Genomic DNA, 21856 nt, shown 5'->3' on the forward strand with positions numbered 1-21856 from the left:
GCTCGGCGCGCAGTGCTCAGCGCTGGGCGCTCGGCGCTCGGTGCTCAGCGCTCAGCGCTCAGCCGGGGTGTGCACGACCTCGAGCACCTCGGTGCCCATCGTGCGGAGCGCCTCGACGACCGCGAGTCGCCGCTGCAGCGAGTCGTCCTCGAACCGGACCGTGACGGCGTAGCAGACCGACGACGCCGGCCCCCGGAGCACGCCCGCTTCGGCCCGGATGCCCGGCCCGGATCCCGTGACCGCGACGGACTGGAGGCCGTGGTCGAGCGCCCGGTGCGCCAGCGGATCAAGACCGAACGACCCGGCGACGAGCGACAGGTCCGCGGCCAGGGACAACCACCCGAGGACCCGGTTCGACACCGTCTGGTCCACGACCTCGCCGAGCGCCAGCCCGCGGAAGAGCCAGCTGAGCTCTCCCGACGCAGCGACCGAGACGTCCGGGGCGTCGTCCGGGCCCCGGCGGTCCCGCACCCGGTCGATCAGCGCAGACCGTTCGACCCCGAGGGACTCGGCACGGGCACGCACGGCGTCGATCCCGACCGTGGTGAGCAGGGCGTTCGTCGCCCAGGCGTCCGCGGTCGCGCCGACCAGGGTGGCGAGGTCGGACACCTGCATGGTCGGCTCCTGCAGGAACTGCCACAGCCCCGCACCCGTCGCGGTGTCCCGGGCCATGCGCTGGAGCCGGTCGCCGTGCAGCCGACCGTCCTCGAGCTGCGCCGCGACCTCGATGAGGAGCAGCACGCGCCCGAGGCCGGACACGGGTTGCACCAACCGGTCGTCGATCGCCAGCAGCGCACGACCGGTGGAGGTGTCGATGATGGAGGCGCTGACCCCAGCACCGTCCTGCGCGATGGTGCCCAGTGCCTGTGTCGTGGCCGTGAAGCGCTCGTCCGCCCCACCACGGTGCTTGCCGCGGCTCCGACCACCACCGCCGACGGGACCGTTCCCCGCTGAGCCGTCGTCAGCGGGGCGTCCGGGGCGGCGCCGGCGCGACGAGTGCGGCGCGTCCGGCTCCGTCATCACCAGATGGCGACGCGCTCGGCCGGAGCCAGGTACATCGCGTCACGGTCCGAGACGTCGAAGGTGTCGTAGTAGACGTCGATGTTGCGGACGATCTGGTTGCAGCGGAACTCGTTCGGCGAGTGCGGGTCGATGCTCAGCAGACGAGCGGCCTCTTCCGGGCGGATCGCCATCCGCCACGCCTGGGCCCAGCTGAGGAAGAAGCGCTCGGCACCGGTCAGGCCGTCGATCACCGGCGGCTCGGCACCGTCGAGGGAGATCAGGTAGGCCTTCCAGGCGATCGACAGGCCACCGAGGTCACCGATGTTCTCGCCGATGGTGAGGGCGCCGTTGACGTGGCCGTCCGGCACCTCGGTCGGCACCAGGGCGTCGTACTGGGCGATGAGGGCCTTCGTCCGCTCCTCGAACGCCTGCCGGTCGGCCTCGGTCCACCAGTTCTGCAGGCGACCGTCGCCGTCGTACTGCGAGCCCTGGTCGTCGAAGCCGTGCCCGATCTCGTGCCCGATGACGGCACCGATCGCACCGTAGTTGGCGGCGGCGTCACGGGTGGCCTCGAAGAACGGGAACTGCAGGATCGCGGCCGGGAAGACGATCTCGTTGAAGCCCGGGTTGTAGTACGCGTTGATCGTCTGCGGGGTCATGAACCACTCGTCGCGGTCGATCGGCTTGCCGATCTTGCCGAGCTCACGGTCGACCTGGAACGACGCGATCGCGCGGACGTTGCCGAGCAGGTCGTCGGCGGTGACCGGCAGGGCGCTGTAGTCGCGCCACTTCACCGGGTAGCCGATCTTCGGGGTGAACTTCTCGAGCTTGTCGAGCGCGCGGGCCCGGGTCTCGTCGGTCATCCACTCGAGCCCCGTGATGCTCTGGCGGTACGCCTCGACCAGGTTCGCGACGAGGTCGTCCATCGTCGCCTTCGAGGTCTCGTCGAAGTGCTCCTCGACGTAGATGCGTCCGACCGCCTCGCCCATCGCACCCTCGACCAGGGAGACCCCGCGCTTCCAGCGGTCGCGCTGCTTCGGCGCACCGGTCAGTGCGGTGCCGTAGAACGAGAAGCTGGTCGCCGAGAACGCGCTCGTCAGGTACGGGGCGGAGGCCCGGATCACCTGCCAGCAGAGCCAGTCCTTCCAGACGGGCAGCGGCTGCTCGCGGAACAGCTGGGCGAGGCCGGTCAGGAAGGACGGCTGGCGGACCACCACGGTGTCGAAGGCGCCGGCGGGAGCCGCGATGGCGTCCCACCAGAGGCGCAGGTCGACGCCCTCGGCGAGCGCCGAGACCTCGTCCCACGGCAGCTTGTTGTACGTCTTCTGGCTGTCACGGGTCGCGACGTTGTCCCAGTGCGCCGACGCGATCGCCGTCTCGAGCGCGATCACGTGCTCGGTCCGGTCGCCGCTCTCGTCGTACCCGGCGAGCGGGAACATCGAGCCCACGAACTCGCGGTACTTCTCGCGGATGTCAGCGAAGCGCTCTTCGCGGTAGTACGACTCGTCGGGCAGACCGAGACCGGACTGTTCGAGGAACACGATGTAGGAGTCCGGGTCGCCCGGGTCGTTGTCGACGAAGAGCTGGATGAAGCTCGGCAGTCCGAGTCGTTCGAAGCGACCGACCATGCGGAGGACGTCGTTCTTGTCCTCGATCGCGGCGATGTCGGCGAGGAGCGGTTCGATCGGGGCGGACCCGAGCGCTTCGAGCGCCGTCTCGTCGGTGAAGGACGTGAAGAGGTCGCCGACCTTGCGCTGCTCACTGCCCGGCGCGGCGGTCTGCGCGCGCTCGATGATCGTGCGCACGGCGGCTTCGGCTTCCTCGGCCAGGACGGTGAACGAGCCGTAGCGGGCCTTGTCGTCCGGGATCGGCGTCTGGTCGATCCACCTGCCGTTGACGTGCCGGTAGAGGTCGTCCTGCGGTCGCACCGACTCGTCGAGTTCGTCGGTACGGATTCCGGTGGTGCCTGCGACGTCGGTCATGGTCCCCACGATAGCCACCGGCCCCTCGTCCGCCACCCGGTACTCGTTCACTGACCTGACCTCACTCGGGGACGCTCATCGGCGGGAGCCTGCCCGGCGGCGCAGGAAGGCGGCGAGTGGCAGTCCGGCCGCACCGCTGAGGAGCAGTGCGACGGCTGCCGCGGTCGGCCGCCCGATGTCCGCACCGGTGTAGGCGAGCCGGCCGTCGGTACCGGGTCGAGCAGCATCGGACCGGACCCGCGCGGCCGCCGGGTGCCGGGTGTCCGTCCCCGTGACGATGCCACCGCCGGCCGACGCCCCCGTTCCGGTACCGCTGCCGTGGCCCGCTCCGGGCCGATCCGGCAGCCCGGGCAGCACCAGTCGGAGCGCGCCCTGCTCGACGTCCTGCACCCGCTGTCGGGCGATCACGGACCCGGCGGGCAGGTCGTGGCGGGGGACGACCAGTTCCCAGCTCCGGCCGATGCCGGTGCTGAGGGGCTTCCCGTCGGCAGCGCGGAGTTCTGCTCCCGACTCGTCCTCGAGCGTGACCGTGCCGCCGACTTCACCGGTCCCGCTCAGGCGGATCCGGCCGTCGTCCAGCTCCTCCACGCTGCCGGTGAGCGCGAGGGGGATCGTGACGTGCGCGTCCGTCCGCCCGAGTTCGTGCTCGCCGTCGTGCGCGATGACCGTCACGACGTCGAACCGGACGTCGTCCGGGACGGGGAGCGTGGCCTGCCACGAGGTGTCGTCCCCGACCCGGACCTCGACCGGCTGGCCGTCCGGGCCCGTGACCGGACCACGGGCGTCCTCGAACGTCAGGGTGCTGCCTGCCGGTGCGCGGCCTGCGAGTGTGATGCGCTCGGTCTGGCGTGACGCCTGTGCCCGCTCGACCGTCGGGGCGCCGGAGATCTCGTAGACGTCGTCGACACCGCCGTTCTGCGTGCCGTCGAAGTACTGCGAGACCTCGACGTGATGGCGGCCGAAGGCGAGGTCACGGAGCAGGACGTGCCACGTGCCGTCCTCGGCGACGTCGGTCTCGGCCCGGGTCGTCCCGTCGACCCGCACCACGAGGTGCGCCCCAGGGTGGCCGGAACCGGCGAGGTCGATCGTCCGGGCGATGCCGTCGACGGTCGCGAGCATCTCCGGTGGCAGCAGGATGAACAACTCGACGGGGATGTCGACCGCCTGGCCGGAGACCTGGGACGTCACGCGGATGACGTGCTGACCGGGTCGGACCCGGACCTGTGCCTCCCAGTGGCCCGCGGCGTCGCCCTCGGTCCAGACGGGCTCGACGACGTCACCGCTGACCTCGACGCTCGCGCCGGTGGGGACGGAGCCGGTCAAGGTCACGATGCCGGCACCGTGTGCGATCGACCGGACCCCGGCGGTGAAGTCGACGCCCGTGGTGGCGCGCGTCGCGTCCGACGGCGATCCCGGCGTGGGAGCACTGACCCGGGTCGTGTGGCGGTCGGTGGCCGCAGCGAGGGCGGGGTCCGTGGCGAGCACCGGGAGGCCGATGACGGCACCGATGGTGAGCGCGGCGACGACCGGAGGGACAAGGACGTGGTGGTGCAAGTGGTTCGACATGGGGCTCCTCGTGATGTTCCACACACCATATCCAGGTCGTGGGGCGGGGGCACGGTTCTCCACAGGGAGCCCATCCGTCGTCACATGGTCCCGCGTGCCCGCTACGGTCATCGCATGGGACTTCCGTGGAAGCTGCACGGGGACGGCCGCACCGTCTCCGCATCGACGATCGTGGCGCCGGACGAGCGCCTCACCTGGCCCCGCACGATCGGGCTCGGGGTGCAGCACGTCGTCGCGATGTTCGGCGCCACGTTCCTCGTGCCGCTGATCACCGGGTTCCCGCCGTCGACCACGCTGCTGTTCAGCGGCATCGGCACGATCCTGTTCCTGCTCGTCACCGGCAACCGCCTGCCGAGCTACCTCGGGTCGTCGTTCGCCTTCCTCGCGCCGATCGGGGCCGCGACGAAGATCGGCGGGATCCCGCTCGCACTGTCCGGCATCATCGTCGTCGGTGCGTTGCTCGCCGTCGTGGGCCTCGTCGTGCACCTGGCCGGCGCCGGGTGGATCGACCGGCTCATGCCACCGGTGGTCTCGGGTGCGATCGTCGCCCTGATCGGGTTCAACCTGGCTCCGGCCGCGCGCGACAACTTCACGAAGGCCCCGGTCGTGGCGGTCATCACCCTCGCCGCGATCGTCCTGTGCACCGTGCTCTTCAAGGGCCTGGTCGGGCGCCTGTCGATCGTCGTCGGGGTGGTCGTCGGCTACGTGGCCGCCCTCGTCGCCGGTCAGGTCGACCTCAGCGCGATCGAGAAGGCGGACTGGGTGGGGCTGCCGACCTTCACCGCGCCGGCCTTCGACCCCTCGCAGATGGCCGTCTACCTCGGGTTCCTGCCCGTGGTCCTGGCCCTCGTCGCCGAGAACGTCGGGCACGTCAAGGGCGTCGGGCAGCTCACCGGCCGGGACCTGACGCCACTGACCGGGCGTGCCCTCTTCGCGGACGGCATCTCGACCGTGCTGGCGGGGGTCGGCGGCGGTTCGGCGACCACCACGTACGGCGAGAACATCGGTGTGATGGCGGCGACCCGGGTGTTCTCGACGGCGGCGTACTGGGTCGCGGCGATCGTCGCGGTCCTGCTCGGGCTCTCGCCGAAGATCGGTGCGGTCATCTCGACCGTCCCCGCCGGCGTCCTCGGCGGTGCGACCACGGCGCTCTACGGTCTCATCGGCGTGATCGGCATCCGGATCTGGGTGGAGAACCGCGTCGACTTCGCCAAGCCGAAGAACCAGCTGACGGCGGGCGTCGCGCTCATCATGGGCATCGCGGACTTCACGTTCACGCTCGGTGGTGCCACGTTCGGCGGCATCATCATCGGCACCATCGCGGCGATCGTCGTCTACCACCTGATGGACCTGATCGGTCGGGCGCGCGGCACCGACCCGGCGACGCCCACGGCGACCGACGACGAGCGCGCGGCGACCGGCGGGGTCCCCGTCGAGCCGCGGGTCGGCGCGGCGGAACGCGACTGACCCGCGGCCCTCGACGACGACCCGGTCCGCGGAAGACGGACCAGAGCAGCAAGACGGACCAGAGCAGGACGACGGGCCAGAGCAGGACGACGGTTCAGAGCAGCGCGACGGTTCAGAGCAGCGCGACGACGCCCGTCACGAGCTGGACCAGTCCGAGCACCACGAGGACGACGACGAGGGCGACCGAGCCACGCTGTGCGATGAACCGCCTCGTCGCCGCGAGGATCGGCTCAGCTCGGCGCCCGAGTGCGGCCGTGACCGCGATCGGCAGCACGGCGGTGGACCCCGCGATCACCACGTATGCGGTGCCCGTTCCGACCATGGCCGCGACCGACGGATCCGAGTCGCCCACCACCAGACCGGCCGTCAGCGACAGCACCACCGCCTTCGGGTTCGTCACGAACCAGGCCACGCCGACGGCGATGGCGCGGGCGGGCCCGATCGCCGCCATCAGGTCCGACCAACCGGCGCTCCTCGGGCGACCGTCGGGCAGCCGTCGGACGGTCCACTGCCACACCGCGAGGCCGAGGAGCAGCACGCCGGCGACCACCTCGACCACCGCTCGGACGTCGGTCCCACCGTCCGAGGGAGCCGGCAGCCGCTCACCGAGCAGGACAGCCACGACGAGCGCCACCGCGACGCTGAGGACCCATCCGGTGGCACACGCCGCCGCGGAGGCGTACCCACCGCGATGGCCGAGCAGGAACACGACCGAGGCGATCACGAGCGGACTCAGTGCGATCCCCACCGCGGCGGGGACCAGTGCGACGATGTCCACCCCTCGACCGTAGCCATTGGCAGGATGTCCTGGTGCCCACCGTGTCCGAGACCGAGCCCCGTCGGCTCCGCCGTGCCGTCGACCGCGACATCGTCCGGCTCGCGCTGCCCGCACTCGGGGCGCTCGTCGTAGAGCCGCTCTTCCTGCTCACCGACACCGCCCTCGTCGGGCACCTCGGTGCGTCGTCACTCGCCGCAGTCGGTGTGGCGAGCGCGGTCCTGCAGACGGTCACGGGCCTCCTGGTCTTCCTGGCCTACGCCACCACCCCGGCCGTCGCCCGCGCCCTCGGTTCCGGGGACCGCCGCGGTGCGGTGCACGCTGGCATCGACGGGATGTGGCTCGCACTCGGCCTCGGTGTCGTCCTGGCACTGGTCGGCTGGCCGGTCGCCGGCCCGCTCATCGACGTGTTCGGCGCAGCCCCCGAGGTGTCGGACGCAGCGACCGCGTACCTGCTCGTCTCCCTGATCGGGCTGCCCGGCATCCTGGTCGTCACCGCCTCGACGGGCCTGCTCCGGGGGCTGCAGGACACCCGGACACCCCTCGTCGTCGCGACCGTCGGCTTCATCGCCAACGGGCTGCTCAACGCGCTGCTCATCTACGGCCTCGGCTGGGGGGTCGCGGGGTCGGCGGCCGGGACCGTCGTCGTGCAGTGGGCGATGGCAGCCGTGTACGTGGTCATCGCGGTCCGGGCAGCGCGGGCGTCCGGCGCTCCGTTGCGGCCGGGAGCGTCCGGCGTGGTCCGGGCACTGCGGTCCGGGGCGTGGCTGTTCCTGCGCACCGCGTCACTGCGCGTCGCGATGCTCGCGACGATCGCCGCCGCGACCGGGCTCGGCACCATCGGGTTGGCGACGACGCAGATCGGCCTGACGGTCTTCAGCACGCTCGCCTTCGCGCTCGACGCGCTGGCGATCGCCGGGCAGGCCCTCGTCGGCCACGCGCTCGGTGCACGGGACGCCGACCGGGTGCGCCTGGTGACCGGGAGGCTCGTGGTCCTCGGCATCGCCGGTGGCGTCCTGCTCGGTGCGCTGACACTGGCCGCGAGCGGCCTGCTCGGGCCGGTGTTCTCCGACTCGGACGAGGTTCGGTCCGCCTTGCCCCTGGTGCTGGTCCTCATCGCAGCGGGGCTGCCGATCGCCGGGTACGTGTTCGTCCTCGACGGGGTGCTCATCGGTGCCGGTGACGCCCGGTACCTGGCCCTGGTCGGTGTCGTGAACCTGGTCGTGTACCTGCCGCTGCTCTGGTGGCTCGGGGACGGACTCGCTGGGCTCTGGGCTGTCTTCTCGTTCGGCTACATCGGGGTGCGGGCGGTGACACTCGGGGTACGGGCGCACCGGCCGGGGTGGATCGCGGCGGCGCTCGCCCGCTGAGACCGACGTGCGGTCCGTCAGTTCTGGTCGATCGCGGCCGCCGAGCATTCCGGGGACGGCGGATCCGGCAACGACCGGAGCACCCGCTCTCGACGGCGCGACTCGACCGCGGTCATCGCGCCGATGAAGACCGCCACGACGAGCAGGAGCACCAGGAGGAGCACGTCGCCCGACGACAGCGCGATCGCCCAGGCGGATCCGAGCATGACGACCCCGAGTGCGATGAGACTCGGCACGGCTCCCCTCGAGGACCGCCGTTGCCAACCCAGGAAGGCGCGCACGAGCGGCACGGTGTCCGCCGTCGCCGACGTCCGACCGGTGATGCGACGCCAGAGCAGCCGTCGCTGCGTTCGATCGAGGACCGAGAACGGACGCTCCTCGGCCGCGATGCGGAACGGCTGCAGGGTGTGGCGTCGACGTCCGACGACCCAGGCGCGGATGGCGAGCACCATGCCGACCACCGTGACGACGACCGGACCGGACCCCCAGGGCTCGCCGAACACCAGGACGGGCACGACGACGGTCATGAACACGGAGATCACCGCCAGCGAGGCGGTCACCGACAGCCCGCGGACGGTCGGCCCGTGCTCCGCGAGCCGCTCGGCCCGGCGGGTGGCCTCGGCGAGGGCAGCGTCCGGTGTCGGCGCCGCACCGGGGGCCGGGATGGTGGTCACGACCCCAACCAACCACAGCCTCAGCGACACCGGAGCGGTGCCCGACCGGCCGCAGCCGGACCGGAGGCGCGTGGCCAGCCGGTGCCGCGCCTCCCGGCCGACGCTCCTGGACCGGACCGTGCCGTGCCGGTGGTTCGGACCGGACCCGCACGGCCCGATCCCGTCCGAACCACTGCTTCCCGTGGTTCGGACCGGCTTCCGTTGGGCGCAGCCGAACGGAACCCGCAGGCGCGGCGACGCAGCCGGCCGGCCGGCCCTACGCCCGCGGCACCGCCGTGGTGTCCCCGATCCGCAGCTCGGACCGGAACGAGGCCGGCTCCGGCGACTCCCCCTCGAGCATGGCGAGCGCTGCCCGTGCGGCGGCCTCGCCCTTGGGCACGAACGGCTGCACGAGCGTGGTCAACTGCCGGATCGGGGAGCGGTGCAGCAGGCTGTCGTCCACCTGGATGCCGTCGAACCCCACGACACTGACGTCCTCGGGCACGCGGAGTCCGGCCTCGAGCGCCGCCGAGATCACCCCGACGGCGAGCAGGTCGCTCTGCGCGACGACCGCTGTCGGTGCCTCGGCCCCCGTGGTGAAGAGCGCTGCGCCGGCGATCCGGCCCTCCTCGACCGAACTCCCGCCGGCCGCGATGGCCGGTGCCTCCGGGTAGACGTCGCGGACCCCGCGGAGTCGCTCCATGGTGGTGAAGGCCGAGGACGAGCGTTCGCGGGCCTCGTCGACCGGGCCGCGTTCGCGCGCGCTGTCGAGGGGCAGGGTGACGACGGTGACCGCGCGGTGGCCGAGTTCCCGGAGGTACTCGGCGGCACGGCGTGAGCCCTCGCGGTTGTCGAGGTGCACCGGGACGGCCCCCTCGATCGCGTCCGCCTCGATCGCGACGACGGGGATCGCCCGACGTCGGAGGACGGCGACGGCGGGGTCGATCCGCACGTTGCAGCCGATCAGGATGACCGCGTCCATCGGTGCGTCGACGAGCGGCGCCATCCCGCGTTCGTCGTCGAGCGGACTCCGCACGAGCAGCAGCGACACCCCGGCGGCACCGGCGACCTCGGCGATGCCGTCGAGGGTGAGGATGTTGGCCGGGTCACGGAAGGCGTCGCTCAGGCGGTCGTCGAGGACGACGCCGATGACGCCGGAACGCCCACGGCGCAGCGAGCGGGCTCGGGGGTCCGGACCGTCGTACCCGAGTTCGGCGGCGACGGCGAGGATCCGCTGACGGGTGTCCTCGGACACGGGTCCGCTGCCGCTGAACGCGAGGGACGCGGTCGACGGGGCGACACCGGCAGCGCGTGCGACGGCGGCGAGCGTCGGCCGGGAGGCACGCCCCGCGCGGGCAGCACCGGCCGCCGGTCCGGCCCCGCCCGGTCGGGACGCGCGGGACACCGGGGCGCGGTCGTCCGACTCGCCGGGTTCGCTTGCCGTGTCGTCCATCGCTGGTTAGCGTAACGGGAACACCAGCTCGAATCGATTCGATAGGACAGGACCATGACGACGGCCACCACCCGCAGCGCACCGACGACGCGTGCCTGGCGCAACGCGGTGTTCGTGGTGTTCACGCTCTCCGGGCTCGACATCGCCACCTGGCTCGGCCGTGTACCGAGCGTCCGGGACTCCGTCGACGCCTCCACCTTCACGATGGGCCTCCTGGTCCTCGGCATGTCCGTCGGCTCGATCGGTGGACTCACCTTCGCCGGCCACATCGTCGCCCGCCTGGGCGCCCGCCGCGGGGTGCTCGTCGCCTCGGCGTGCCTGGCGCTCGGCATGGTCGCCGCGGGCGTCGCCGTGACGCTCGGCTGGGGCTTCGCCGCGATCTGGGTCTGCCTCATCGCGTTCGGCTTCGGCAACGGGCTGTGCGACGTGTCGATGAACGTCGCCGGCGCGACGGCTGAGCGCCTGGGCGGCCGGACGATCATGCCGCTGTTCCACGCCGCGTTCAGCGTCGGCACGCTCGCCGGCGCGGGCATCGGCTCGCTCGCCGAACGGTTCGAGGTCCCCGTCGCGGTGCACTTCATCGTCGTCGGGATCCTCACGAGCCTGGCGATGATCGTCGCCATCCGCTGGTTCGGCGACGACCGCCACGTCGAGCCCGAGGCCACCGACACCAGTCCCGTCGCTCTGCCGGTCTCCCGCTGGGCCGTCTGGCGGCAGCCGTCGACCCTGCTCATCGGGGTCATCGTCCTCGGCATGGCCCTGGCCGAGGGTTCCGCGAACGACTGGCTGCCCCTCGCCATGATCGACGGGCACGGCCTGGCGAACGACGGCGGTTCCGCGGTCCTCGCGGTGTTCCTCGCCGCCATGACCGCCGGTCGGATCGCCGGCAGTCCGCTCATCGACCGGTTCGGCCGGGTGCCGGTGCTCCGAGCCAGCGCCGTCGTCGCCGTGGTCGGCCTCGGCATGCTCATCTTCGTACCGAGCGTCCCGATCGCGATCGTCGGCGTCGTGCTCTGGGGGCTCGGGGCGTCGCTCGGGTTCCCGATGGGCATGTCCGCCGCCGCCGACGATCCCCGCACCGCGGCCGCCAAGGTCAGCGCGGTCGCGACCATCGGGTACGTGGCGTTCCTCGCCGGGCCGCCGATCATCGGGTTCGCGGGCGAGCACGTGGGCCTCCTCAACGGGCTGCTCATCGTGTTCGTGTTCATCATCGCGGCCGGCCTCGCCTCCGGTGCAGCGCGTGAGCGGACCGGAGCCGGTGCCACGGCGACCACCCCGTCGGGTGACGCGCACAGGGGTGGCGAGCCGCGCCTCCAGTCCGGAGCGGACACGGAGAGCGACGCCACCGCCACCGCCGACGTCGACGTCGACGTCGACCGCAGCTGACCGCGACCCGCCGGGGGCACGCGATCCCGGTTAGGCTCTCCGGGTGCGTCTCGTCATCGCCCGCTGCTCCGTCGACTACGCCGGTCGCCTGTCGGCACACCTGCCCCTCGCGAACCGCCTGCTCATGCTGAAGGCCGACGGTTCGCTGCTCGTCCACTCCGACGGCGGCAGCTACAAGCCGCTCAACTGGATGAGCCCGCCGTGCTCGATCGCCATCGCGGAGCCCGACGAGGACCAGGCCGCCGCCGGCATCACCCAGGTGTGGACGGTGACGCAGAAGAAGACGCAGGACCGTCTGATCGTCAGCATCCACGAGGTGTTCGCCGACGAGTCCCACGACCTGGGGGTCGACCCCGGTCTGGTGAAGGACGGGGTCGAAGCACATCTGCAGCAGCTCCTCGCCGAGCAGATCGAGCTCCTCGGCGACGGCCACACGCTGGTCCGCCGCGAGTACATGACGGCCATCGGACCGGTCGACATCCTGGCGCGGGACGACGCCGGTGCGAGCGTCGCGGTCGAGATGAAGCGGAACGCCAACATCGACGCGGTCGAGCAGCTCACCCGTTACCTCGAGCTGATGAACCGCGACCCGCACCTGCGTCCGGTGCAGGGTGTGCTCGCAGCGCAGTCGTTCGCCCCGCAGGCCCGCACCCTGGCCGAGGACCGTGGGATCCGCTGCCTGGTCCTGGACTACGACGAGATGCGCGGCATCGAGGGCGGGCACGCCCGCCTGTTCTGACGGGAGGCCCGGACCACCGCCTCCTCGGTCGTCCCGTCCGGCGCGGCTAGGCTTGGCAGGTCATGACAAACAGCCCCGAGCGTCCGTTCACCGCCGTCCTGTTCGACCTCGACGGCACCATCAGCGACTCGGCACCGGGCATCCTCGAGAGCCTGACGTACACGTTCGAGCAGGTCGGCGTCCCGGTGCCCGACCGGGCGACGCTGATGTCGTTCGTCGGTCCCCCGATCCTCGACACGTTCCGCGACGCGATGGGCATGGACGAACCCCTGGTCGAACGGACCCTCGCCGTGTACCGCGAGCACTACTTCTCGCACGGGGCCCTCGACAGCCGGATGTACCCGGACATCGACGTCGTCCTGCACACCCTGCACGAGGCCGGCGTGCCGATCTCGACCGCGACGAGCAAGCCCGAGACCCCGGCGACGTACATCCTCGAGCACTACGGATTGACCGGGGACATCGACATCATCACCGGCGCGAGCGACGACGAGGTCCGCTCCGCCAAGGCCGACGTCGTCGAGGAAGCGCTGCGCCGCCTGCGTGCCCACGGCTTCGACGTGTCCCGCCCGGTGCTCGTCGGGGACCGCCTGCACGACGTCGAGGGCGCGGCGGCGCACGGCGTCCCGACCGTCTTCGCGGAGTGGGGCTACGGATCGCCCGCCGAGGCCGTGGGCACCATCGCGCAGGCGGCGACCCCGCTCGACCTGCTGCCGATCCTGCTGCCGAACGCATGACGTCCGGCACGGGGAAGTCCGGCACGGGGAGGTCCGGCACCGTGCAGACGGGCCTGCGCGGCGCCGCCTGGTTGCTGCCGGCCGCGATCGTCCTGGTCGCGCTGAACTTCCGCGGCCCGATCGTGGCACCCGCGCCGGTGATCGGGGACGTCCGCGCCGACCTCGGCATGACCGCGACGGTCGCCGGCCTGCTCACCACGATCCCGGTGCTCTGCTTCGCCCTCGCGACACCGTTCGCCAGCTGGGTGATCGCCCGCTTCACCGCCGAGCGCGCGGTGTCGCTGTCGCTGCTGATCGTGCTGGTCGGGACCGTCGTCCGGTCGGTCCCACACGAGGCCGCCCTGCTCATCGGCACCGCGGTGATCGGCATCGGCATCACGATCGGCAACGTGGTGATCCCGGTCGTGATCCGTCGCGACACCTCGCCGGAGCGGGTCGGTCTGGTCACCGGTGTCTACACGTCGGCGCTCAACATCGGGTCGATGATCACCTCGCTCGGTACCGCGCCCATCGCGGCCGCGTGGGGCTGGCCGGTCGCGATCGCGGTGTGGGGCGTCCTGGCGCTCGTCGCGGCGGCGGCGTGGACCTACACGGTCGGTGCCGGTGCTGCCTGGCGCGGGACCGACCACGACCCGGAGCCGCTGCCCGTCACCGGACCGATCGACCAGGTGCTCGACACCGGGTCGGTCCGGACCGTCGCCGAGCAACGCGCTCCCGTGATCGAGACCCTGCCGCACCCTGCCAAGCGCTGGGTGACGTGGGGGCTCATGCTCGCGTTCGGTGGCCAGGCGTTCTCGTACTACGCGCTGACGGCGTGGATCCCGACGCTGCTGCACGACGAGATCGGGTTCGACACGGCGTCCTCGGGCGCGAGCTCGTCGGTGTTCCAGATCCTGGCCGTCGTCGGTGCGCTCGGGGTCCCCGTGCTCGCCAGCCGGTTCCGGCCGCGGGTCATCATCGTCCTGGTCGCGTTCTTCTGGCTGGCGATGCCGCTCGGGCTCCTCGTCGCCCCGCAGCTCTGGCTGCTCTGGTCCGTGCTGGGCGGTGCAGCCCAGGGTGGCGGCATCACGATCATCTTCATCGTCATCGTCCGGCTGGTGTCGAACGACGACGACGCCCGCCGGATGTCCGCGTTCGTGCAGGGCGGCGGGTACCTGCTCGGTTCCGCCGGTCCCCTCGTCGCGGGTGCGTTGCACGGGGCGACCGGTGGCTGGACGGCTCCGCTGCTGACCGTCCTGGTCGCCGTGCTGATGCTCGGCGTGGTCGGGTCGGTGTCGGCGCGGAAGGTGCGCTGAACCGAGCCGGTCAGCGCCCGCAGCCGGCCCGCCGCAGCACCAACGAGCGGCCCGCCTCAGGCGCCCCGGGCCTCCAGGACCTGGCGGAGCGTCATCGGCGGACGGCCGGTGACGCGCTCGACGTCACCCGACACCTTCGCGAGCGACCCGTCCGCGATGGCCGTGTACGTGCTCACCCAGGCGTCCGCCTGCCACGGCTCGGGCTGCCAGCGCTGGCGGGAGGCGTAGGCCTCCTCCAGGGACTCCCGGTGGTACGACACCGGACGGCCACGCACGTCGCTGACGACCGCGGCCGCCTGTCCGAGCGTGATCGCCACCGGACCCGTCAGGTCGTAGGTGCGGTCGAGGTGGCGCGCCGGCTCGCGGAGGACGGCCGTCGCCACCCGCGCCACGTCGGCCCGGGCGACCGCGGCCATCGCGCCGTCGTCCGCCGGACCGCGGATCACGCCGTCCTCGCCGACCAGGTCCTCGACGAAGTCCAGGTAGAACGAGTCACGCAGGAACGTGTGCGCCATCGAGGTGTCGCGGATCGCCTGCTCGGTCCAGAAGTGGTCACGCCCGAGGGTGAACGTCGCGTCGGCGGCCGCACCCTGGAAGGACGTGTAGACGACGTGCCGGACCCCGGCGTCGGCCGCGGCACGGATCACGGTGCGGTGCTGGTCGAGCCGGTCACGGGCCTCCGCGCCGGACACCAGGAACAGGACCTCGACGCCGGCGAAGGCGGCTCGCGCGGCATCGGCGTCGGCGTAGGTGGCGACCGCGACGTCGGCACCGGTCAACTCCGGGGCGCGGGAGGCGTCACGGACGACCATGCGGAACGGCGTACCGTCCGCGGCGAGCGCGCGGGCGACGGACCCGCCGATGTTGCCGGTGGCCCCGGTGATGGCGATGGTCACGTCGTGCTCCTGTCGGTCGGTGGTCCAGGGGTGGCGCGGTGGTGGGCGTGGTCTGACGCTACGTCCGGACCAGGACGGCGGCCCGGTGCAGGTCCGCTGCGACCCGTGCGGCGTTGACGCCGTCCACCTCCACAGCCCAGGCCCGGGCGGACCCGTGGTCTCGGCCGTGGCGCATGTGTCGACCGACGAGGCGGTCGACGCGGACGTCGTCGTCGGCCACGCAGGCCCAGGTCTCGGTGAAGAGCCCCGGCAGCTCGCACCAGGGCGTGCTCTGGTCGAGCAGGTAGTTGCCCTCGGAGACGACGAGCGCGGTCTCCGGTGGGACGGCGATGCTGCCGGCGACGGGCTCGTCGACACGGCGGTCGAAGTCCGGGGCCCAGATCGTGTCGGTGCGGTCGGTGCTGTCGGTGCCCGTGCCCCCGGTCAGCCGTCGGACCAGCGCGACGTACCCGGCCGCGTCGAAGGTGTCGATCGCGCCCTTGCGGTCGTGTCGGCCGAGGGCGTCGAGTGCGGCGTTCGCCAGGTGGAAGCCGTCCATCGGGACCTGCACGGCGACGCCCGCACCCAGCTGCTCGGTGACCGCGGTGACCACGCGTCGGGCGAGCGTCGACTTGCCCGCACCGGGGGCGCCCGCGATGCCGAGCACGCTCCGGCCACCGGCTGCGGCGAGCGCCACCGCGCGTGCGACGGCCTGGTCGGCGGACAGGGTCTCCGGCGTGCTCACGCCCCCATCCTCCTGCATCGTCCTCCGGCCGGCCGCACGTGGCAGCCGAGCCGGCCGCCTCTGACCCACGAACGGGCGCGTTCCCCCGCGCCCCTGCTGCCGGTAGCGTCAGGTCCTGATGACGAAGACGCCTTCCGGTCGGACCGTCGTCCCGGGCACCGCGACCGACCGAGCGGGCTCCGCCCCCGGGCGGACCGGGGCGAGGACGACCCCGGTGACCAACCAGGCGGTGATCGTCGTGGTGTCGCTCCTCGCCGCGGTGTGCAGCGTGTTGCTGCCCTGGCTGACGGTCACGAACGCGACGAGCATGTGGACGGGGACGGCACTGGCGGTCCTCGGCCTGGCGTTCACCGGACTGCTCGTGGCCCGACCGTCGCTGATGCGGTTCGAGCTCCTGGTGCCGGCGCTCGACTTCGTCGCCATCGGCCTGCTGCGCTTCGGCACGGGTGACTCGCGGTCCCCGTTCCTCGCAGCGGTCCTGCTGCCGGTGATCTGGATCGCCGCGCGGCCGGGCCGGCAGAACGTGCTCTACCCCCTGGTCGGGACGGTTGCGACCTTCCTGGTGCCGATGCTCCTCGGGCACGCCGACCTGGTCGCGAGCGAGGCCGTCCGGCTCGTCGTCGTGCTGGTCGTCTTCACCGCCGTCGCGGGCGTCACCAACGAGCTCGCCCGCCAGGGTGCGGTCCGTCTGCACACCGTCCAGGAGCTGCGGCGACAGGCCGAGGCCGAGATCTCCCAGGCGGCCCTCGTCCAGCGTTCCCTGCTGCCCGTCTCGACGGCGGACCTCCCGACGGCCTTCACGGTCCGGGCCGTGTGCCTGCCGACCCGCTCGGTGGGTGGTGACTTCTACGACTGGTTCCCCACCGCCGGCGGCGCTGCCTTCACCCTCGGGGACGTGATGGGCAAGGGCGTCGGCGCGGGCATGATCGCCGCGGTGGTGCGGTCGGTCCTCCGGTCGTCGGTGCGGGTGGGTGCACCGGACGAAGCGGTGAGCCGGACCGCGACCGGCCTGGACGTGGGGCTGGACGCGCCGGCGACCGAGCAGTTCACCACGTGCTTCCACATGCACCTGGACGTCGACGGGGTCGCCCGGTGGGTCGACGCCGGGCACGGACTGGCCCTGGTGCTCCGCGCCGAGGGTGGCCACGAGTGGCTGCGGAGCACGGACACCCCGATCGGGGTCGGGACGAGCTGGACGACGCAGGAGACGCTGCTCGGCCGTGGGGACGTGGTCCTCGTCGTCAGCGACGGCGTCCTGGACCTGTTCGGCGACGGACTGGACGCACTCGACCGCTTCGAGGCGTTCGCCGTGACCGAGCCGGACCCGGAACGCCTGGTCTCCCGTCTGGAGGAGCTCGGCCGCGCCGGGCACCACGCGGACGACGTCACGGTGCTGGCGGTCCGCTACGACCCGGAGCCGGGAGCGGCGGTCACTCCCCCTCGGTGAGGGTGGTCAGGGCGGCCATCAGCGCCGCACGACCCGGTTCGTCGAGCGGAGCGAACAGCTCGTCGAGCACCCGGGCGGCCACACGGTGCCCGTCGTCGAGTGCCTCGCGACCGGTGTCGGTGAGGGTGTGCACGAGCCGACGCCCCCGACCGGCCGACCGTTCGATGAGTCCGCGCTCCACCAGTCGCGCCGCGAGGGTGCCGAACGCCTGGTCGCTCTGGAACGTGGCGACGGCCAGGTCGTGGCCGGACGCACCCGGCATCCGGTCGACGGCGCGCAGGGCGTCCCACTGCACCAGGGTCACCCCGACGTCGTGGAGGGCGAGGTCCATCGTGCGGTGGTTCCGGTACTGCGCCCGCTTGATGGCCTGCCCGAGCCGTTCGAGGTCCGTCGTCATGGTGCTACGGTATCAACACGTTTAGATCAACATGTTGATTCAGGAGCCACGACCATGCCGAACACCCTCCCCGACGACCTGCCCGTCCTCCGCGCGGGCGACCCCACCGCACCGACCGCCCTCGTGCTGCACGGTGGTGGTGGACCCCGGACAGTCGCCCCGATCGTCGGACACCTCGCTGCCTCCCGGTCCGTCCACGCCCCGACCCACCCGGGCTGGGACGGCACCGACCGACCGGAGTCGATCGCGACGATCGCCGACCTGGCCTCGGCGTACCTGACCCGGCTCCGTGACCACGGTGAGCGCGACGTGCTCGTCGTCGGGTCGTCGATCGGCGGGTGGATCGCCCTCGAGATGGCCGTGCAGGCCGCGGCGGACGAGCGCTCCGCCGGTGTGCTCGGCAGTGTGGTCGTCATCGACACCGTCGGGGTCGTCGTCGAGGGCGAACCGATCGCGGACTTCTTCGCGCTCGACGCCCGCGGACTCGCCGAGGTCGCCTGGCACGACCCCGAGCGCGGGTACCAGGATCCGGCCCTCGCGACCGAGGAGCAGCGCGCCGTCCTGCGGTCGAACGGGCAGACCATGGCGGTCCTCGCCGGTCGGGGGATGAGCGACCCGACCCTGCTGGAGCGCCTGGCGTCCGTGGAGGCGCCGACCCTCGTCGTCTCGGGCGCGAGCGACCGCGTCGTCACCGTCGGCCACGGACGCGCGGTCGCAGCAGCCGTCCCCGGTGCCGCGTTCGCCGAGGTCCCCGCAGCCGGACACCTGCCGCACCTCGAGGCGCCCGAAGCCACCTGGGCCGTGCTCGACCCGTTCGTCGCGCAGCACCGACCGGGTCAGCACTGACGAGGCGGCCGGGAGGCGCGGCTCACCCCGCCGTGACGCCCGCCCACCGCAGTGCCTGCGCCACGAGCAGCCCGTGGCGGTGCGACCCGAGTCCGGCGATCGGCACCCATGCCGCCAGGTCCGTCGTCCCCTCGGCCTCGTGGCGCAGCGCTCCCCCGACGACCCGGGCTCGGTGCACCACCTGCACGGCCTTCATCGGTCGGCCGTTCCGGGTCTTGCGACGCTCGGGCGGGACGACGTGGGAGCGCACCCCGAGCAGCTCCTCGACGACCACGTCGTACCCGGTCTCCTCGAGCACCTCGCGGACCGCACCCTCCTCGACGGTCTCGTCGAGCTCCACCCCGCCGCCCGGCAACGTCCAGAGCCCGGCGTCCGGCCAGCTCAACCGGGCGAGCAGCACCCGGTCCCCGTCGGTGATGACGGCGTAGGACGCCAGCCGGGTGTCGTAGTCGGTGTACTCCATGTGCCGACCATCCCAGGGACCGGGCCGATGCCGGAACGCCGCGCCGTGCCTCCCGTCCGGCCGGTCTGCCGACCCGACGGGTCTGCCGGGTCTGCCGGGTCTGCCGGGTCTGCCGGGTCTGCCGGGTCTGCCGGCCTGCATCCGGCGCGGCCTGCATCGAAGGACGCAACTCCGACGGTCCCACCGTTCGGCCCTGGGGCGGGCGGGCCCGGATTCCTAGCGTTGACGGTGTCGTGCGAACCCGCGCACCGCACATCGAGGAGTCCCCCGTGTCCACAGCCCTCCACCCCGAGCCCGGAACCGCCGCCCGCCCGAGCGGCACCGCCGTGCACCTCGACCACGTCACCAAGACGTACCCCAACGGCCCGTCGACGGTCCACGCGCTCGACGGCGTGAGCCTCGACGTCGCCGCCGGCAGCTTCACCGCCGTGATGGGAGCGTCGGGCTCCGGCAAGTCGACCTTCCTCAACTGCGCCGCCGGACTCGACACCCCCACCAGCGGCCGGGTCGTCATCGGCGGCGTCGACCTCGGCACGCTCTCCCCGGACGCGGTGACCCGGTTCCGCCGCGACCACGTCGGCTTCGTCTTCCAGGGCTACAACCTGGTGCCGCACCTGACCGTCGGCGAGAACGTCCGGCTGCCCCTGACCCTGGCCGGGGTCCGCGAGGACGACCACCGCGTGGCCGGACTGCTGCACGCCGTGGGGCTCGAGGGCATGGCCGACCGGCTGCCGGGCGAGCTCTCCGGCGGCCAGGCGCAGCGGGTCGCGATCGCCCGCGCGCTCGTCGCCGGGCCGGACGTGGTGTTCGCCGACGAGCCCACAGGGGCACTGGACACCGCGACCGCGGACCGGATCCTGCAGCTGCTGCAGCACGCGGTGCGGTCCCTCGGGCAGACCCTGGTGCTCGTCACCCACGACCCCCGCGCGGCCACCTACGCCGACCGGGTCGTGTTCCTGGCGGACGGCCGGGTGCGCGACGAGCTGGTCGCCCCGACGCTCGAGTCCGTCACCGCCCGCGTCCTCGGTCTGGGGCGCTGAGCCGTGCGCGTCGCTCTGCGCTCCCTGCTCGTCGTCAACCGCGCCGCGGTGCTCGGTGCCGGGATCGTCGTGGCCCTGGCAGCCGTGCTCCTCGGCATCACCACCGCCTGGCTCGAGGCCGGGGTCCGCCACCCCGAACTGCCGTTCCTGTCCAGCGTCGCCGGCTCGTTCGCGGGCACGCTGCTCCTCATCACCGTGTTCATGGTGGCCAACGTCTTCGCCGGGGTCCTCCGCGAGCGCCGCCGCGAGTTCGCGCTGCTCCGCGCGGTCGGCGCCACCGCCGCGCAGATCCGCGGAACGGTCCGGACCGAGGTGCTGCTGTTGCTCGCACTCGTCGCGCCGCTCGGCGCGGTGGTCGGCACGTTCGCTGCCGCCTCGGTCACACCGCTGCTGCGGGCGAGCGACATCGTCCCGGCGGGCTTCACCCTGACGGCGAGCGTCGTGCCGCTGCTCGGCACGCTGGTCGTCCTCGTCCCGACGGGGCTCCTCGCAGCGGCGATGGCCGCCCGGGCCGCGACCCGTCCGAGTCCGACGGACGCCGTCCGCGCCAGCACGACCGACGTCCCGACGCTGTCCACCGGTCGCCGGATCGCCGCCGGGGTGACCGCCCTCGCCGGACTCGGCATCGCCGCCACCCCCTTCTTCACCCCGGGCCTCGTCGGCAGCGCCGCCGGTGCCACCTCGGCGATCGTGCTCGTCGTCGCCGCGGCCCTCGCCGGACCGCTCCTGGTGCAGTGGGCGGCCCGTCGCGGGCTCGCCGTCCCGGGAGTCCGTGCGACCACGACGATGCGCGACCGTGCCGGATCCGTGCAGGTCGAGGAGCCCGACGAGGACCTCGGCGGCCTCGGCGGCCTGGAGTGGGAACCGACCGTCGTCCGCGGCCTGTCCGCGGACACCCGCTCGGTCGACCCCGACGTCCGGTCCGGGTCCCTCGCCGCGCTCGACGCCCCCGGCACCGTCGCGGTGAGCAGCGACCTGGTCGCGCTGACGCCCACCGGCCTCGGCGACACGATCCAGCTGCGGTCCGGGAACGGCCCGGCCACCTCTGCACGCGTCGTCGCGGTCCACGACCGGGGGCTGGCGTTCGGGGACGTGCTGGTCCGCGACCGGTCGGCCGGACCCGTCGACACGCTGCTGGTCGGCGCTCGTCCGGGTGACCGTGCGGCCGTCCGGGAGGCCCTCATCGCCCTGGACCTGCGCGTCACCACCGCCGACGGGTACGCCGCGAGCGTGCTGCGGTCCGGAGACGGCGACCGGCGGCTGTCCCTGGTGCTCGTCATCGCGTTGCTCGCCTTCGTGGCGGCCGCGGCGGGGAACACCCTGCTCACCGCGATGCGGGGGCGTCGCGGCGAGTTCGGACTGCTGCAGCGGACCGGCGCGACGCGCTCGCAACTGCTGCGGATGGCGGGGGTCGAGACGGCGTTCACGGCGGTCGCAGCCGTGGTGATCGGCACGGTCGCGGTGGTTCCGGCGCTGGTCGGGGTCGGACAGGGACTCGCCGGGGCGCCGTCCTCGGGGTTCGACGTCGGGGCGTGGGCCGGCTTCTCAGCCGCTGCCGTCATCGTCGCGGTGCTCGGGGTCCTGCCGGGTGTGGCGCGGCTCGTGCGCGGACGGTGAC

General features: G+C 72.8%; 20 protein-coding genes. 10 read left to right on the forward strand and 10 right to left on the reverse strand.

What is annotated here, in order from left to right:
* Positions 1 to 51: 51 nt before the first annotated feature.
* The 3 genes from DEJ33_RS00415 to DEJ33_RS00425 all read right to left on the reverse strand — a co-directional run bounded on the left by DEJ33_RS00415 (position 52) and on the right by DEJ33_RS00425 (position 4550).
* Positions 52 to 1020, reverse strand: a complete 969-nt coding sequence (locus DEJ33_RS00415; RefSeq protein WP_111076961.1) for a serine hydrolase — start codon at positions 1018 to 1020, stop codon at positions 52 to 54.
* On the reverse strand, positions 1020 to 2984 hold the full coding sequence (locus tag DEJ33_RS00420) for a M13 family metallopeptidase (RefSeq protein ID WP_111076962.1): 1965 nt from the start codon (positions 2982 to 2984) through the stop codon (positions 1020 to 1022). Before DEJ33_RS00420 ends, DEJ33_RS00415 begins: the two co-directional genes overlap by 1 nt.
* A gap of 75 nt (positions 2985 to 3059) precedes the next feature.
* On the reverse strand, positions 3060 to 4550 hold the full coding sequence (locus tag DEJ33_RS00425) for a hypothetical protein (RefSeq protein ID WP_111076963.1): 1491 nt from the start codon (positions 4548 to 4550) through the stop codon (positions 3060 to 3062).
* Between the two features lie 114 nt (positions 4551 to 4664).
* Here DEJ33_RS00425 and DEJ33_RS00430 point away from each other — a divergent pair, with 114 nt between their 5' ends.
* A complete protein-coding gene (locus tag DEJ33_RS00430) occupies positions 4665 to 6017 on the forward strand; it encodes a uracil-xanthine permease family protein (protein ID WP_111076964.1) in 1353 nt (450 codons plus the stop codon).
* A gap of 112 nt (positions 6018 to 6129) precedes the next feature.
* Here DEJ33_RS00430 and DEJ33_RS00435 read toward each other — a convergent pair whose 3' ends face one another.
* The gene (locus DEJ33_RS00435) at positions 6130 to 6795 is read right to left on the reverse strand and encodes a GAP family protein (protein ID WP_181436491.1); all 666 of its coding nucleotides are present in this window, start codon (positions 6793 to 6795) and stop codon (positions 6130 to 6132) included.
* Between the two features lie 32 nt (positions 6796 to 6827).
* Between DEJ33_RS00435 and DEJ33_RS00440 the strand changes: the two genes are divergently transcribed.
* On the forward strand, positions 6828 to 8162 hold the full coding sequence (locus tag DEJ33_RS00440; RefSeq protein WP_375334679.1) for an MATE family efflux transporter: 1335 nt from the start codon (positions 6828 to 6830) through the stop codon (positions 8160 to 8162).
* 17 nt (positions 8163 to 8179) lie between these two features.
* Here the strand turns inward: DEJ33_RS00440 and DEJ33_RS00445 are convergent, their stop codons facing one another.
* Positions 8180 to 8836: a hypothetical protein gene (locus DEJ33_RS00445; protein WP_111076965.1), complete on the reverse strand. Its 657-nt coding sequence runs from the start codon at positions 8834 to 8836 to the stop codon at positions 8180 to 8182.
* Positions 8837 to 9092: 256 nt separating this feature from the next.
* Positions 9093 to 10268, reverse strand: coding sequence for a LacI family DNA-binding transcriptional regulator (locus tag DEJ33_RS00450; RefSeq protein WP_111076966.1), 1176 nt, complete (start codon positions 10266 to 10268; stop codon positions 9093 to 9095).
* Between the two features lie 54 nt (positions 10269 to 10322).
* On the opposite strand from DEJ33_RS00450, the gene DEJ33_RS00455 reads away from it, so the two are divergent.
* The 4 genes from DEJ33_RS00455 (at position 10323) to DEJ33_RS00470 (ending at position 14425) form a co-directional block, all read left to right on the forward strand.
* The gene (locus tag DEJ33_RS00455; RefSeq protein ID WP_111076967.1) at positions 10323 to 11654 is read left to right on the forward strand and encodes an MFS transporter; all 1332 of its coding nucleotides are present in this window, start codon (positions 10323 to 10325) and stop codon (positions 11652 to 11654) included.
* Between the two features lie 43 nt (positions 11655 to 11697).
* The gene (gene nucS, locus DEJ33_RS00460) at positions 11698 to 12393 is read left to right on the forward strand and encodes an endonuclease NucS (RefSeq protein WP_111075370.1); all 696 of its coding nucleotides are present in this window, start codon (positions 11698 to 11700) and stop codon (positions 12391 to 12393) included.
* A gap of 62 nt (positions 12394 to 12455) precedes the next feature.
* Positions 12456 to 13130 carry an HAD hydrolase-like protein gene (locus tag DEJ33_RS00465; RefSeq protein WP_111076968.1) on the forward strand — a complete coding sequence of 225 codons (675 nt, stop codon included), beginning with the start codon at positions 12456 to 12458 and terminating at the stop codon, positions 13128 to 13130.
* Positions 13127 to 14425, forward strand: a complete 1299-nt coding sequence (locus DEJ33_RS00470; protein WP_111076969.1) for a CynX/NimT family MFS transporter — start codon at positions 13127 to 13129, stop codon at positions 14423 to 14425. Before DEJ33_RS00465 ends, DEJ33_RS00470 begins: the two co-directional genes overlap by 4 nt.
* Positions 14426 to 14481: 56 nt before the next feature.
* On the opposite strand, the gene DEJ33_RS00475 is transcribed toward DEJ33_RS00470, so the two are convergent.
* Together DEJ33_RS00475 and DEJ33_RS00480 are read right to left on the reverse strand one after the other, a co-directional pair.
* Entirely contained in the window at positions 14482 to 15321 is an 840-nt protein-coding gene (locus DEJ33_RS00475) for an NmrA family NAD(P)-binding protein (RefSeq protein ID WP_111076970.1), read from the reverse strand.
* A 58-nt stretch (positions 15322 to 15379) separates the two neighbouring features.
* On the reverse strand, positions 15380 to 16045 hold the full coding sequence (locus tag DEJ33_RS00480) for a nucleoside/nucleotide kinase family protein (RefSeq protein ID WP_258374631.1): 666 nt from the start codon (positions 16043 to 16045) through the stop codon (positions 15380 to 15382).
* Positions 16046 to 16163: 118 nt separating this feature from the next.
* On the opposite strand from DEJ33_RS00480, the gene DEJ33_RS00490 reads away from it, so the two are divergent.
* Entirely contained in the window at positions 16164 to 17492 is a 1329-nt protein-coding gene (locus DEJ33_RS00490; RefSeq protein WP_146242493.1) for a PP2C family protein-serine/threonine phosphatase, read from the forward strand.
* Here DEJ33_RS00490 and DEJ33_RS00495 read toward each other — a convergent pair.
* Positions 17476 to 17889, reverse strand: coding sequence for a MarR family winged helix-turn-helix transcriptional regulator (locus DEJ33_RS00495; RefSeq protein WP_110902948.1), 414 nt, complete (start codon positions 17887 to 17889; stop codon positions 17476 to 17478). The genes DEJ33_RS00490 and DEJ33_RS00495 overlap by 17 nt on opposite strands.
* Positions 17890 to 17943: 54 nt before the next feature.
* Here DEJ33_RS00495 and DEJ33_RS00500 point away from each other — a divergent pair, with 54 nt between their 5' ends.
* Positions 17944 to 18735, forward strand: coding sequence for an alpha/beta fold hydrolase (locus tag DEJ33_RS00500; protein ID WP_111076974.1), 792 nt, complete (start codon positions 17944 to 17946; stop codon positions 18733 to 18735).
* Positions 18736 to 18757: 22 nt separating this feature from the next.
* On the opposite strand, the gene DEJ33_RS00505 is transcribed toward DEJ33_RS00500, so the two are convergent.
* Positions 18758 to 19198 (reverse strand): NUDIX hydrolase, encoded by a 441-nt coding sequence (locus DEJ33_RS00505; protein ID WP_111076975.1) that lies wholly within the window; start codon positions 19196 to 19198, stop codon positions 18758 to 18760.
* Positions 19199 to 19467: 269 nt separating this feature from the next.
* Between DEJ33_RS00505 and DEJ33_RS00510 the strand changes: the two genes are divergently transcribed.
* Together DEJ33_RS00510 and DEJ33_RS00515 are read left to right on the forward strand one after the other, a co-directional pair.
* Positions 19468 to 20238: an ABC transporter ATP-binding protein gene (locus tag DEJ33_RS00510; RefSeq protein ID WP_111076976.1), complete on the forward strand. Its 771-nt coding sequence runs from the start codon at positions 19468 to 19470 to the stop codon at positions 20236 to 20238.
* A 3-nt stretch (positions 20239 to 20241) separates the two neighbouring features.
* Complete coding sequence (locus tag DEJ33_RS00515; RefSeq protein WP_111194081.1) at positions 20242 to 21855, forward strand: ABC transporter permease; 1614 nt, start codon at positions 20242 to 20244, stop codon at positions 21853 to 21855.
* The last annotated feature ends 1 nt before the right edge of the window (position 21856 follow it).

This window comes from Curtobacterium sp. MCPF17_047 (assembly GCF_003234045.1).
In the GTDB taxonomy this organism is placed as follows: Bacteria; Actinomycetota; Actinomycetes; order Actinomycetales; family Microbacteriaceae; genus Curtobacterium.